The following is a 13273-nucleotide window of genomic DNA, read 5'->3' on the forward strand; positions in this document are numbered from 1 at the left end:
AGAAAGTCGGCACGCGGTGCCTTCGTCCCTGGCACCCGGTGACGCGGAATCGCCTTGTTTTCGCAGGTGGGGCGGCGTATGAGCGGGGGCACGCTCTCCTGGATCAAGCGCGCGGCGCGCAGCCGAGGACGTGCGCCTTCACCAGCTCCGCGATCTGCGGATCCCGGCGCTTGAAGGCCTGCACCAGCTCCTCGTGCTCCTCCGCGTACGACTGCTGGACCGTGCCCAGCCAGCGGATGGACAGCGCCGTGAAGACCTCGATGCCGAGCCCTTCCCAGGTGTGCAGCAGCACCGAGTTGCCGGCGGCGCGCACGAGTTCCCGGTGGAAGTCGACCGTGTGGCGGACCTGGGCGGTGCCGTCGGCGGCGCGGTCGGCCTCGTACAGGGCCAGCACGTGCGACTCCAGGGCCGAGCAGTCCACCGCGAGGCGTTCGGCGGCCAGCTCCGCCGCGATGGCCTCCAGGCCGGCCCGGACCGGGTAGCTCTCCTCCAGGTCCGCCGCGGTCAGGTTGCGGACCCGCACGCCCTTGTTCGGCGCGGACTCGATCAGGCGCAGCGACTCCAGCTCGCGCAGCGCCTCGCGGACCGGGGTCTGGCTGACCTCCAGCTCGGTCGCGATCCGCCGCTCCACGATGCGCTCACCCGGCTGCCAGCGCCCGCTGACGATCCCCTCCACGATGTGCTCGCGGATCTGTTCGCGCAGCGAGTGGACGACGGGCGCGGTCATGAGGGCTCCTTAGGGAGGGCTGACGTTTAGACAATACGGCGGGTTCGCTCCGCTGGTGGGGCCGACGGGGGTGCTCTGGTGCAGGTGAGACGAGGCTTACACGGCGTACAGCTGGGGCAGAGGGCGCCTGACGACCCGGTTCCGTCCGTCGTCGGGCGGCCGCGGGTCGAGCGTGGTCCTCGCGCCCGTGCGGCGCAGCCTCATGCCGGTACGGCCCCGCGCCCCCAAACGCCGGTGCCCTTGCCCGGAACTTCCGGGCAAGGGCACCGATGTGTCGCACCAGGGCGGCGATTACAGGCCGAGCTCGACCTCGAACTCGCCCGCCTCCAGGATCGCCTTGACCGTCGTCAGGTAACGGGCCGCGTCGGCGCCGTCGACCAGGCGGTGGTCGTAGGAGAGGGTCAGGTAGGTCATGTCGCGGACGCCGATGACCGTGCCCTCCTCGGTCTCGATGACGGCCGGACGCTTGACCGTGGCACCGAGGCCGAGGATCGCGACCTGGCCCGGCGGCACGATGATCGTGTCGAACAGGGCGCCGCGCGAACCGGTGTTGGAGATGGTGAAGGTCGCGCCGGACAGCTCGTCCGGGGTGATCTTGTTGCCGCGGACCTTGCCGGCCAGCTCGGCCGTGGCCTTGGCGATACCGGCGATGTTGAGGTCGCCCGCGTGCTTGATGACCGGGGTCATCAGGCCCTTCTCGGAGTCCACCGCGATACCGATGTTCTCGGAGTCGAAGTAGGTGATGGTCCCCTCGGCCTCGTTGATCTTGGCGTTGATGACCGGGTGGGCCTTCAGCGCCTGCGCGGCGGCCTTGACGAAGAACGGCATCGGGGAGAGCTTGACGCCCTCACGGGCCGCGAAGGCGTCCTTCGCCCGGGCGCGCAGCTTCATCAGGCGCGTGACGTCGACCTCCACGACCGACGACAGCTGAGCCTGCTCGTGCAGCGCCTTGACCATGTTGTCGCCGATGACCTTGCGGATGCGAGGCATCTTGACGGTCTGGCCGCGCAGCGGGGAGACCTCGAGGGCCGGAGCCTTCCTGGCGGCGGCAGCCGGAGCGGCGGCGGCCGGAGCCGGGGCAGCGGCGGCGGCCTTCGCGGCCTCGGCGGCGGCGATGACGTCCTGCTTGCGGATACGGCCGCCGACGCCAGTGCCCTTGACGGTGGACAGGTCGACGCCGTTCTCGGCGGCGAGCTTGCGCACCAGCGGGGTGACGTAGGCGCCCTCGTCGGTCGCCTGGGCGGCGGCCGGAGCGGCGGCGGGGGCCGGGGTGACCGGGGCCGGGGCGGGCGCCGGAGCGGCCGGAGCCACCGGAGCCGGGGCGGCGGCGACAGGCGCCGGAGCCGGAGCGGCGGGGGCCGGAGCGGCCGGGGCAGCGGCGGCGGGCGCCGGGGCGGCCGGAGCCGGAGCGGCGGCCGGGGCAGCACCCGGGGCGCCGATGACGGCGAGCTTGGCGCCGACCTCGGCGGTCTCGTCCTCGTTCACCACGATCTCCAGGAGCACACCGGAGGTGGGCGCCGGGATCTCGGTGTCGACCTTGTCCGTGGAGACCTCGAGCAGCGGCTCGTCGGCCTCGACGGTCTCGCCCACCGACTTCAGCCAGCGGGTGACGGTGCCCTCGGTGACGGACTCACCGAGCGCCGGCAGGACCACGTCCGTGCCGGTGGCGCCGGCCCCTGCGGGGGCGGCGGGCGCGGCGGCGGGGGCCGGGGCGGCCGGAGCCGGGGCCGCGGCGACCGGCGCCGGGGCGGGCTCGGCGACCGGGGCCGGAGCCTCGGCGGCGGCCGGGGCCGGGGCGGCGGCGGGCGCACCCGAGCCGTCGTCGATGACGGCCAGCTCGGCGCCGACCTCGACCGTCTCGTCCTCGGCGACCTTGATGGAGGACAGGACACCGGAGACGGGCGAGGGGATCTCGGTGTCGACCTTGTCGGTCGACACCTCCAGCAGCGGCTCGTCGGCCTCGACGCGCTCGCCCTCGGCCTTCAGCCAGCGGGTGACAGTGCCCTCGGTGACGCTCTCACCGAGCGCCGGAAGGGTTACGGAAACCGCCATGGTTTCGGTTGCTCCTTACGAATTGCGGAAAGTCTGTGTCGTCGCGCCCGTTGACCGAAGGTCAGTCGTGGGAGTGAAGCGGCTTGCCGGCCAGCGCCAGGTGTGCCTCGCCGAGCGCCTCGTTCTGCGTCGGGTGGGCGTGGATGAGCTGGGCGACCTCGGCGGGCAGCGCCTCCCAGTTGTAGATCAGCTGGGCCTCGCCGACCTGCTCGCCCATACGGTCGCCCACCATGTGGACGCCGACCACGGCACCGTCCTTCACCTGGACGAGCTTGATCTCGCCCGCGGTGTTCAGGATCTTGCTCTTGCCGTTGCCCGCCAGGTTGTACTTCAGAGCGACGACCTTGTCCGCGCCGTAGATCTCCTTGGCCTTGGCCTCGGTGATACCCACGGAGGCGACCTCCGGCTGGCAGTACGTGACCCGGGGGACGCCGTCGTAGTCGACCGGGACGGTCTTCAGACCGGCCAGACGCTCCGCCACCAGGATGCCCTCGGCGAAACCGACGTGCGCGAGCTGGAGGGTCGGGACGAGGTCGCCGACGGCGGAGATGGTCGGGACGTTCGTCCGCATGTACTCGTCGACCAGGACGTAGCCGCGGTCCATCGCGACGCCCTGCTCCTCGTAGCCGAGGCCCTGCGAGACCGGGCCGCGGCCGACGGCGACGAGGAGGATCTCCGCCTCGAACTCCTTGCCGTCGGCCAGGGTGACCTTGACACCGTCCTGGGTGTACTCGGCCTTCTGGAAGAAGGTGCCCAGGTTGAACTTGATGCCGCGCTTGCGGAACGCGCGCTCAAGAAGCTTGGAGGAGTTCTCGTCCTCGACCGGGACGAGGTGCTTGAGGCCCTCGATGACCGTGACGTCGGAGCCGAAGGACTTCCACGCCGAGGCGAACTCGACGCCGATGACACCGCCGCCCAGGATGATCGCGGACTTCGGCACGCGGTCCAGGACGAGGGCGTGGTCGGAGGAGATGATCCGGTTGCCGTCGATCTCCAGGCCCGGCAGCGACTTCGGCACGGAGCCGGTCGCCAGCAGCACGTGGCGGCCCTGGATGCGCTGACCGTTGACATCGACGGAGGTCGGGGAGGACAGACGGCCCTCACCCTCGATGTAGTTCACCTTGCGGGAGGCGATCAGGCCCTGCAGACCCTTGTACAGGCCGGCGACGACGCCGTCCTTGTACTTGTGGACGGCCGGGACGTCGATGCCCTCGAAGGTGGCCTTGACGCCGAACTGCTCGCTCTCGCGAGCCTGGTCGGCGACCTCGCCCGCGTGCAGCAGGGCCTTGGTGGGGATGCAACCCCGGTGCAGGCAGGTGCCGCCGACCTTGTCCTTCTCGATCAGGGCGACGTCCAGGCCCAGCTGCGCCCCGCGCAGGGCCGCGGCGTAACCACCGCTACCACCGCCGAGGATCACTAGGTCGAAAACGGTGCTGGCGTCGTTCGCCACGTCACGTCCTCCATGCATGTGCGCCTTGCGCCGGTCTGCGGTGACCGGCGGGCGGCTGGTGTCCGGCCGCTTGATGCTTCGGCCCTTTGGTGGGGCCCTGTCCTGCCGGGCTCCATCTTTGCACCTGTCCGACGGAATCGAGACGCCGGGCCGGGGTGTGAGACGCCCCACGTTCACTTGAAAGGAACGGAAAGAGCGGTCCGCCGAAGAGCCCCGAGGCCGCCTTTGATATACGGCTCCATCGCGCGGACCGCGACCGCCCCCGCCCTCACCTGCGAGGGAGGTCGGCGACAGCCGACCCCGAGGGGCGCGGGGAACCGCGTGAACAACCCCCACGCCCCTGCCGCCGCCGTATCACGGAAGCGACCGAGATCTCAGGCGACTCAGCCCAGGTCGCCGGCGGCGGTCAGCTCCGCGAGCCGGACCAGGGTCCGCACGGCCGAACCCGTGCCGCCCTTCGGCGTGTACCCGAAGGAGCCGCCCTCGTTGAACGCGGGACCGGCGATGTCGAGGTGGGCCCAGGTGATGCCGTCGGCGACGAACTCGCGCAGGAACAGACCGGCGACCAGGCCGCCGCCCATCCGCTCACCCATGTTCGCGATGTCGGCGACGGTGGACTCCATCCCCTTGCGCAGGTGCTCCGGCAGCGGCATCGGCCAGGCCGGCTCGCCGACCTCCTCCGCGGCCTCGTGCAGCGCGGTGCGGAACGCCTCGTCGTTGGCCATGATCCCGAACGTCCGGCTGCCCAGCGCCAGCATCATCGCGCCGGTGAGCGTGGCGACGTCCACGATCGCGTCCGGCTTCTCCTGCGAGGCGGCCCACAGCGCGTCGGCCAGCACCAGCCGGCCCTCCGCGTCGGTGTTGAGCACCTCGACGGTCTTGCCGCTGTACATGCGCAGCACGTCACCGGGGCGCACGGCGGAGCCGGAGGGCATGTTCTCGGCCAGCGCCAGCCAGCCGGTGACGTTGACCTCCAGGCCGAGCCGGGCGGCGGCGACGACCGCGGCGAACACGGCGGCGGCACCGCTCATGTCGCACTTCATCGTCTCGTTGTGACCGGCCGGCTTGAGGGAGATGCCGCCCGAGTCGTAGGTGATGCCCTTGCCGACGAACGCGAGGCTCTTGGCGGCCTTCGGGTGCGTGTACGACAGCTTGACCAGGCGCGGGGTCGCCGCCGAGCCGCTGCCGACGCCGAGGATGCCGCCGTAGCCGCCCTTGGTGAGCGCCTTGTCGTCGAGCACCTGCACCTTGATGCCGTGCTCCTTGGCCGCGGTCTGCGCGACGGCGGCGAAGGCCTCCGGAGTCAGGTCGTTCGGCGGGGTGTTGACGAGGTCGCGGGCGCGGTTCAGCTCCTCGGAGACCGCGACGGCACGGGCGACGGCCTCCTTGTGGGCCGCGTCGCGGGGCTTGCCGCCGAGCAGCGCGGCCTCCGCCAGCGGAGCCTTGCCGTTCTTGCCCTTGGCGTCCTTGCCGTTCTCCTTGTACGCGTCGAAGGAGTACGCGCCGAGCAGCACACCCTCGGCGATCGCGCCCAGGGCACCGGGGCCGTCGACGGGCAGGGCGAGCGCGGCCTTCTTGGCCCCGGAGAGGGCGCGGGCCGCCACGCCGGCGGCCCGGCGCAGCGCCTCGTCGTCGTACGCGGCGTCCTTCTCGGGCTCCGCGCCCAGGCCCACCGCCACCACGAGCGGTGCCTTGAAGCCCGCCGGGGCGGGCAGCTTCGTCAGCTCGCCCTCGGCACCCGAGGCACCGAGGGTCTCCAGGACGCCGGCCAGCTTGCCGTCGTACGCGTTGTCCACGGCGTCCGCGCCCGGCGCGACGACGGGTCCCTTGGCACCCTTGGCGACACCGATCACGATCGCGTCGGCCCGCAGGCCGGGCGCCGCGGCGGTGCTGAGAGTCAGAGCAGTCACGGTGGTGAGATCTCGCTTCCGATGTGAAGTTGCATTGGCCGAATGGGGGTGGGTCGACCGGGCCCGAGAGCCGACCCTAGGTCCTGGCCTGGGGGTGTGTGGCAACCGGGGCCTTCACCTGTCGGCGAACACCCGGAACGAGACTACGCGCGTGCGCCCGTTCGCTCATTCCTGCGGGTGTTCACCTGTGCGTGGCGTCGTGTCCACATCTCACCCTGGATGCCGGTGACCTGAGCCACACTCGTCGGGTTCCGGCGGGTCATCGTCCCGCCGAATCGCGAGATTTCCACTGATCCTCCGCGAATTCACCACCCTCGGGCCGGCGCTCGCCGCGAACGGCGTGAAGTGGACCGCCTCGGACAACTCCCGCGAATCCCAGCAGCGGACCGTGGGCACCGGCACGCTCACCGTGCCCCGCTACCCGATGAACGTGTACTACAACGTCGGCACCAAGGCGGAGATGGCCGACGAGTACAACTGGATCTACACGTCCAGGGCCGACGGCGGCAGCGGGATCTGCGAGAACAACCCGACCTCGACCTGTCTGCCGCAGCCGCTGGACACGGCCACCGGCTACACCGGCCACATCGTGCCGGCGGAGGCCCGCACCGACCTCGGGCACGTGCTGAGCAACGACCCGCGCCCGCACTACGCCCACCAGTCCAACCTGGCCGAGGACCGCGTCCTCTACCCCGTCCTGGACCGGGTCCTCGCCGACTACCAGGCGCTGTTCGCCGCCGACACCCCGATCGTCAACCTGCGCCAGAGCGCCATCGGCGCCGAACTCCAGAACCGGGCCACGTGGCAGACCGCGCTCGACGGCGGCAAGGTCACCGCCTACCGCATCGGCAACACGGTGACCGTCACCGCCCCGTCCGGCACCCCGATCCCGGTGACGGTGCCGGAGGGGACCCGGCAGCAACTCCTGCTCGGCACGACCACCTTCGGCACCGCGTACGCGGGCGAGCGCTCGGCGTGGGGGACGCCGGCCCTGCTCCAGTCCGCGCTCACGCTGAAGTTGCCGTAGGGGGAGCGCCCCCGAAGGGGCGCGGGGAGCGGCGCGACCAGCCACACCGGACCCGCACTCGGGCGGCGGTCCGCAGTTCCCCCACATCATCCGAAAAACAGGGGGGAAGCCGCGCAGCGATGCGTACCGGCCGTCATGTCACCATGCTCACCGAAGGCACCTATCCCCATGTCCACGGCGGGGTCAGCACCTGGTGCGACCAGCTCGTCAAGGGCATGCCGGAGGTGACCTTCCATCTCGTCTCGCTCGTCGGCGGCGGCCGCGAGCCCGTGGTCTGGGAGCTGCCGCCCAACGTCCGCCGGCACGTCACCGTGCCCACCTGGGGTCCGCGCCCCGGCCGCGCCCGCGCCCCGTACGGCAGGGCCCGGCGCCGCTTCACCGACGCGTACGAACAGCTCCTGCTCTCCTTCCTCGACCCCGAGGCGCGCTGCGACTTCGGCGAGGCGCTGTACGAGCTGGCCCGGATCGCCCGCGAGGGGTGGCTCGCGGCCGCCCTGCGCACCGAGTCGGCGCTGCGCTCGCTGCAGTGGATCTGGACGATGCCGCATCTGTCGACGGCGGCCGCCCACCCCACCGTGCACGACGCGCTGACCGCCGTCGACCTGCTGGAACACGCCCTGCGTCCGCTGGGCGTGAAGATCCCCGAGGACTCGGTGGCGCACGCCGTCAGCAGCGGCCTGGCGACCCTGCCCGCGCTCGCCGCGCACCACCTGGACGGGGTGCCGTTCCTGCTCACCGAGCACGGCATCTACCTGCGCGAGCGCTATCTGGAGCGGCGCGGGGAGGGCGAGCGCTGGCCCGTGAAGGCGTTCATGCTCGGCTTCTACCGTGAACTGAATTCACACGGCTACCGCGCGGCCGACCTGATCACACCGTGCAACCGGTACAACCGCCGCTGGGAGGAGCGCGGCGGCGCCGACACCGACCGCATCCGCACGGTCTACAACGGCGTCGATCCGCACGCCTTCCCGCACGCCGGCCCCGAACCCGACGCGCCCACCCTCACCTGGTGCGGCCGCATCGACCCCATCAAGGACCTGGAGACCCTGCTGCGCGCCTACGCCCTGGTCCGCGCCGAGATCCCCGAGACCCGGCTCCGGCTCTTCGGCCCCGTCCCGCCCGGCGGCGAGGCCTACCGCACCCGCCTGGAGAAGCTCGCCGCCGAACTCGGCATCACCGACGGCCTCACCTTCGAGGGCCGCGTCAGCGAGGTCTGGCGGGCCTACGCGGCCGGCCACATCGTCATGCTCACCTCCATCTCCGAGGGCTTCCCGTTCTCGATCATCGAGGCCATGTCCTGCGGCCGTACCACCGTCTCGACCGACGTCGGCGGGGTCCGCGAGGCCGTCGGCGACACCGGTCTGGTCGTACCGCCGCGCGAACCGGAGAAGACGGCGGCCGCCGCCCTGACCCTGCTGCGCGACGACGAACGGCGCCTGCGCCTGGGCGGGCTGGCCCGGCAGCGGGTGATCGACCGGTTCACGCTGCGCCGCTCGGTCGACAACTTCCGCACCATCTACCAGGAGCTCGCCGGCCTCCCCGAGGTGTACGAGCCGACGGTCGAGACGGTCGCCGACTGGACCCGGGAGCTGCACGACCCCTGGTACGCGGCCGTCGCGACGGACGGGACCGACTGGTGAGCGAACACGTGCGCATCCCCGCCACCCTGCCCGGTATCCCGAAGCAGCCCCGGCGGCCGAACCGCACGCCGACCGACCCGATCGACGAACTCGCCCGCGAACTCGGCGCGTTCGTCGCCGCCGCCGTCCACCCCGACGAGGTGGCGGCCCTGCTGGAGGCCGACGGCCTCACCGACGACCGGATACGCGAGCGCTACGGCGTCCGGGACTCCTTCGCGCTCGCCGAGGAACTCTACGACCGCACCCCGCGCCGGCACCCCGAACCCGACGGCGCCCACCCCGCCCCCTGGCGGGCCGACCTGCCCGGCTGCCTGCTGCGCGGGCTCGTCTTCGCACTGCCGGGGCTCGCCTACGTCCTGGGCGCCCCGCTGCTCGCCGGACCGCGCGAGGCGTACGGCCTGCCGGCGGGCACCTTCCCGCTGCTGGCGGTGGCGCTGTGCGGCTGGGCCTGGAACCAGGGGCTCGCCCACCGCGCCCACTCCTGGCTGAGCCTCGGCGACCGCCCGGCGGCCCACCGCTGCCTGCTCGTCGGCGCCCCGGCGGGCATGTTGCTCGGCACTCTCGTCGCCCTCGCCGCCGCGGACACCGCACACCCGGCCGCCGCCGCGTTCGCCGCCGGACAGTCCTGCTACCTCGGCGCGTCCGGCGTGCTGCTCGTGCTGGGCCGCGAGCGGGCCCTGCTCGCCGCCCTGCTCCCCATGACGGCGGGCGCCCTGTTCACCCTCGCCCATCCCGTCCCCGAACCCGTCCGCCTGCTCCTCCTGGTGACCTCCCTCAGCGCCGTGGCCACCCTCGGCCTCCTCGAAGTCGCCCCGGCCCTCAAGGACTCGGGCGACGGCACCTGGACCACGCGGCTCGTCGCGCTGCTCCCGCCCGGCCGCCACGGCGCCGGCCGCGCACGCCCCGCGGTCGCCGGCCCCCCGCTCCTCGCCTCCCTGCCGTACGCCGTCTTCGGCCTCGGCACAGGCGTGCTGGTCGTGTACGCCGCCCTCGGTGACGTCCTCACCGGCGCCGGGCGCGGCGCCGTCGAGGCGCCGGCCGCCGTGGCCCTGACGCTCAGCATGGGCGCCGCCGAATGGCTGCTGTACCGGTTCCGGTGCGGCAGCCTCGCCGGGCTGCGGGCCAGCGGGACGTCGCGGGCGTTTTGCCGGCACGCGGCCCGCACCCTGGCCCGCTGCCTCGCCGGCTACCTGGCCGCCCTGCTCGCCCTGGCGCTCGCCACCGCAGCCCTGTGGCCGCACGCCCCCGTGCCCACCGGCGTCCGGCTGGCCGGGCTCCTCGCGCTCGGCGCGGTCCTGTGGACGGGACTGCTGCTCCAGTCCTTCGGCACCGTGCTCGGCGCGGCGGGGGTGTGCTGCGCGGCCGCCCTCGCCCAGAGCCTGGCACTGCTCACCCACACCGGCGCACCGGGGACCGTCGCCCTCGTCGTGTACGCGGCCGCGGCCACCGCCCAGGCCGGCCTGGCCTGCGGCCTGCTCGGAAGGGTGACCGCACACCGATGAACACCCTGCTGGTCCCGTACTACGAGCACCCCGCGGTCCGCCCCGCCGAGTGGGCGGCGATCCTCGCTGCGGCGCCCCGCCTGTACGGCGTCGTCCTCAACCCGGCCAGCGGCCCCGGCGACCGGCCCGACCCGGCCTTCGCCGAGACCGCCGCCCGGCTGCGGACCGCGGGCGTCACCCTGCTCGGCTACACCGACACCGGCTACGGCACACGGCCGTACGAGGACGTCGTGCGCGATCTGCGCCGGCACCGCGAGTGGTACGGCACCCACGGCGACTTCCTCGACCAAGTGCCCTCGGGACTCGGCGAGTCGCCCCGCTACGAGCGGCTGGCCGCGACCGCCCGCGGCCTCGGCTGCACCGCGCTGGCGCTGAACCACGGCACCCCGCCGCACCCGGCGTACGCGGCCCTGGCCGACCTCCTGGTCACCTTCGAGGGCCCCTGGACCGCGTACCGGCGCACCCCCGCGGGGCCCCGGCACCGTCCGCCCGGGGTGCGGCTGTGCCACCTGGTGTACGGCGTGCCGGCCGGCGCGGACGTCGAGGCGGCGGCCCGGGAGCGGGGCGCGGACGTGCACTGCGCGGTGCCCGGCACGGGTGCTCACCCCTGGGGCACGCTGCCCCACGGGCTGGGCTCCGCCCGCTGAGGCGCGCCCACCACCGAGGTGCCGGCCGGAGGGGCTAACGCCCCAGGGACAGCACCACGAGCGCGGTCGTCGCCGCCGTCTCCGCGAGGGCGCCGAACACGTCCCCGGTGACCCCGCCGAAGCGACGCAGGCAGCGGCGCAGAAGGAGTTCGGCGGCGGCCAGCGCCAGCAGGACGGCGGCCGCGGCGTGGAGGGCTCCGAGGGGGCCGAAGGCCGTCCCCCAGGCCGCCGAGACGATCGTGAAGGCGGCCGTGACCGCCAGCGCGCCCGGCACCGGCACCACTCCGGCGACCGCCGCCCCCAGGCCCTCCGGGCGGGCGGCAGGCACCCCGGTGCGCGCGGCCAGGGTGAGCGCCAGCCGGGCCACGACCGCCGAGATCACCGCCGCGATCCCGCCCCGCACCCACGAGTCGGCGTACAGCTGCGCCAGCACGGCGACCTGGGCCAGCAGCACCAGCAGCAGGGTGATCACCCCGAACGGCCCGATGTCCGACTGCTTCATGATCCGCAGGGCGTCCTCGGCGGGCTTCCCGCTGCCCAGCCCGTCCGCCGTGTCCGCGAGCCCGTCGAGGTGCAGCCCCCGGGTCAGCGCGGCCGGCACGGCCACCGAGGCGACGGCGGCGAGCAGCGGACCGGCACCCAGGAGGAGGAGCAGCAGCCCGAGCCCGGCCGCGCCGCCCCCGACCGCCAGCCCGGCCACCGGGGCGTTCAGCATGCCCGCGCGGGCGGCCCGGCGGTCCCAGCGGCGCACCCGTACGGGCAGCACGGTGAGGGTGCCGAAGGCGAAGCGGAGTCCGTCGAAGGGGGAGGTCGTGAGCACCGGCGCAGGCTACCCGGCGGGTGGCGGGCTCCCCGAGGCACCCGGGGATAAAGTGCGCACATGGGGCACTGGTGGGCGCGGAACATCCTGGAGCCGGGCAAACTCCCGCTCCTGCTGGCGCTTGCCGCCTTCGTGTTCACCTTCGTCGTCACCCGGATCATCACGCGCCTCATCCGGGCCGGCAAGGGTCCGTTCGGCAACATCAAGGCGGGCGGGCTGCACATCCACCACGTGGTGCCCGGCGTCGTCCTCACCGTCGTCGGCGGCTTCGGCGCGGTCGCCAGCGACCGGCACGGCGCCGAGGCGGCCGTCTCCGCCGTCGTCTTCGGCATCGGCGCGGGGCTGGTGCTCGACGAGTTCGCCCTGATCCTGCACCTCGACGACGTCTACTGGAGCGCCGAGGGCCGCAAGAGCGTCGAGGTCGTCGCGGTCACCGCCGCCCTGGTCGGGCTGCTGCTGGCCGGCTTCTCGCCGTTCGGCGTCAACGACCTCTCCCAGGAGGAACTCCAGAGCCGCGGCACCGTCGTCGCCACCATCGTCGTGAACTTCCTCTTCGCCCTCGTCGCACTGAGCAAGGGCAAGACCCGCATCGCGATCTTCGGGGCGGTCGTGCCCGTGATCGCCCTCGTCGGCGCGGTCCGGCTGGCCCGCTCCGGCTCCCCGTGGGCCCGCCGCTTCTACGGCAACCGCCCCCGCGCCCGCGCCAAGGCCACCCTGCGCTCGTACCACCACGACCGCCGCTGGGCCGTGCCCCGGCGCATCGTTCAGGACTGGATCGGCGGCAAACCCGACCCGCGCCCGGCCCGCCTGCCCGACAGCCGGTGAACCGGCAGCGGCGAGGACCCGTAGCGGTGCCGCGCCGCCGACAGCAGACACAGCAGCCCCACCGCGCTCAGCGCGGCCAGGTGCTCCTTGCCCGCCAGGTTCTCCTTGACCAGCACCTCCGCGACTATCGCGGCGGTCACCGCGCTCGCCGTCACGTCGGCGCCGTACCGCCAGGCCACGAACACGGCGAGCCCCACCACGGCCGCCGAGGGGCCGGTGTCCACCACCTGCGCGTAGGAGGCGGGCAGACCGAACGGGGCGTGCGGGCCGAGCGCGATGCCGACGCGCGCGTACAGCGTCCCGGCGAGCGTGGCGACGTACGCGATGGTCAGCGTCCGCGCCCAGCCCAGGCAGATCTCGGCGATCCCGAACACGAACAGGATCTGCGCCAGCGCCCCCCACACCGGCAGGTCCAGCGCCGGGACGTACACGGACAGCGGCGTGCGCAGCAGTGCCGGCCCCAACGGGGCCTGGGCGCGTACGGCACCCAGGTTCTGCACCAGCTGAAAGCCCCACGGCTGGTTCTGCACGTACTGCAGGAGCGCGGTCAGGCACACCCCCGCCAGCGTCACGGGAATCGCCCACGGCCCCCGCTCCAGCAGGCGGTCGCGCACGGTGACGTACAGCAGCCCCCACTCCGCCCGGGCCCATCGGGCGAGTCGTCTCATCGGGC

General features: G+C 73.3%; 10 protein-coding genes and 1 pseudogene. 5 read left to right on the forward strand and 6 right to left on the reverse strand.

What is annotated here, in order from left to right; translation table 11 throughout:
* Positions 1-103: 103 nt before the first annotated feature.
* The 4 genes from ACWD5D_RS40550 to ACWD5D_RS40565 all read right to left on the reverse strand — a co-directional run bounded on the left by ACWD5D_RS40550 (position 104) and on the right by ACWD5D_RS40565 (position 6139).
* A complete protein-coding gene (locus tag ACWD5D_RS40550) occupies positions 104-727 on the reverse strand; it encodes a GntR family transcriptional regulator (RefSeq protein WP_451377767.1) in 624 nt (207 codons plus the stop codon).
* A 291-nt stretch (positions 728-1018) separates the two neighbouring features.
* Positions 1019-2779: a 2-oxoglutarate dehydrogenase, E2 component, dihydrolipoamide succinyltransferase gene (gene sucB / locus ACWD5D_RS40555; RefSeq protein ID WP_451377768.1), complete on the reverse strand. Its 1761-nt coding sequence runs from the start codon at positions 2777-2779 to the stop codon at positions 1019-1021.
* 61 nt (positions 2780-2840) lie between these two features.
* A complete protein-coding gene (gene lpdA / locus ACWD5D_RS40560; protein WP_451377769.1) occupies positions 2841-4229 on the reverse strand; it encodes a dihydrolipoyl dehydrogenase in 1389 nt (462 codons plus the stop codon).
* Between the two features lie 383 nt (positions 4230-4612).
* Positions 4613-6139, reverse strand: coding sequence for a leucyl aminopeptidase (locus ACWD5D_RS40565; protein ID WP_451377770.1), 1527 nt, complete (start codon positions 6137-6139; stop codon positions 4613-4615).
* Between the two features lie 313 nt (positions 6140-6452).
* Between ACWD5D_RS40565 and ACWD5D_RS40570 the strand changes: the two are divergent.
* The 4 genes and pseudogenes from ACWD5D_RS40570 to ACWD5D_RS40585 all read left to right on the forward strand — a co-directional run.
* Positions 6453-7166 (forward strand): annotated as a pseudogene (locus tag ACWD5D_RS40570) (hypothetical protein); the annotation flags it as partial.
* 119 nt (positions 7167-7285) lie between these two features.
* The gene (pelF, locus tag ACWD5D_RS40575; protein ID WP_451377771.1) at positions 7286-8806 is read left to right on the forward strand and encodes a GT4 family glycosyltransferase PelF; all 1521 of its coding nucleotides are present in this window, start codon (positions 7286-7288) and stop codon (positions 8804-8806) included.
* On the forward strand, positions 8803-10308 hold the full coding sequence (locus ACWD5D_RS40580) for a hypothetical protein (protein ID WP_451377772.1): 1506 nt from the start codon (positions 8803-8805) through the stop codon (positions 10306-10308). The genes pelF and ACWD5D_RS40580 overlap by 4 nt, the downstream gene beginning before the upstream one ends.
* Positions 10305-10955: a spherulation-specific family 4 protein gene (locus tag ACWD5D_RS40585; RefSeq protein ID WP_451377773.1), complete on the forward strand. Its 651-nt coding sequence runs from the start codon at positions 10305-10307 to the stop codon at positions 10953-10955. The genes ACWD5D_RS40580 and ACWD5D_RS40585 overlap by 4 nt, the downstream gene beginning before the upstream one ends.
* 34 nt (positions 10956-10989) lie before the next feature.
* Here ACWD5D_RS40585 and ACWD5D_RS40590 read toward each other — a convergent pair whose 3' ends face one another.
* Positions 10990-11775: an adenosylcobinamide-GDP ribazoletransferase gene (locus ACWD5D_RS40590; RefSeq protein WP_451377774.1), complete on the reverse strand. Its 786-nt coding sequence runs from the start codon at positions 11773-11775 to the stop codon at positions 10990-10992.
* 60 nt (positions 11776-11835) lie between these two features.
* On the opposite strand from ACWD5D_RS40590, the gene ACWD5D_RS40595 reads away from it, so the two are divergent.
* Entirely contained in the window at positions 11836-12600 is a 765-nt protein-coding gene (locus ACWD5D_RS40595; protein WP_451377775.1) for a hypothetical protein, read from the forward strand.
* Here ACWD5D_RS40595 and ACWD5D_RS40600 read toward each other — a convergent pair.
* On the reverse strand, positions 12540-13268 hold the full coding sequence (locus ACWD5D_RS40600) for a hypothetical protein (RefSeq protein ID WP_451377776.1): 729 nt from the start codon (positions 13266-13268) through the stop codon (positions 12540-12542). The genes ACWD5D_RS40595 and ACWD5D_RS40600 overlap by 61 nt on opposite strands.
* Between the last annotated feature and the right edge of the window lie 5 nt (positions 13269-13273).

Source organism: Streptomyces sp. NPDC002520, from assembly GCF_053595235.1.

Bases quoted from the DNA above. Each gene is read 5' to 3' on its own strand.
- ACWD5D_RS40550 (WP_451377767.1), bottom strand. From the start codon at position 727: ATGACCGCGCCCGTCGTCCACTCGCTGCGCGAACAGATCCGCGAGCAC.
- sucB (WP_451377768.1), bottom strand. From the start codon at position 2,779: ATGGCGGTTTCCGTAACCCTTCCGGCGCTCGGTGAGAGCGTCACCGAG.
- pelF (WP_451377771.1), top strand. From the start codon at position 7,286: ATGCGTACCGGCCGTCATGTCACCATGCTCACCGAAGGCACCTATCCC.
- ACWD5D_RS40585 (WP_451377773.1), top strand. From the start codon at position 10,305: ATGAACACCCTGCTGGTCCCGTACTACGAGCACCCCGCGGTCCGCCCC.
- ACWD5D_RS40595 (WP_451377775.1), top strand. From the start codon at position 11,836: ATGGGGCACTGGTGGGCGCGGAACATCCTGGAGCCGGGCAAACTCCCG.
- ACWD5D_RS40600 (WP_451377776.1), bottom strand. From the start codon at position 13,268: ATGAGACGACTCGCCCGATGGGCCCGGGCGGAGTGGGGGCTGCTGTAC.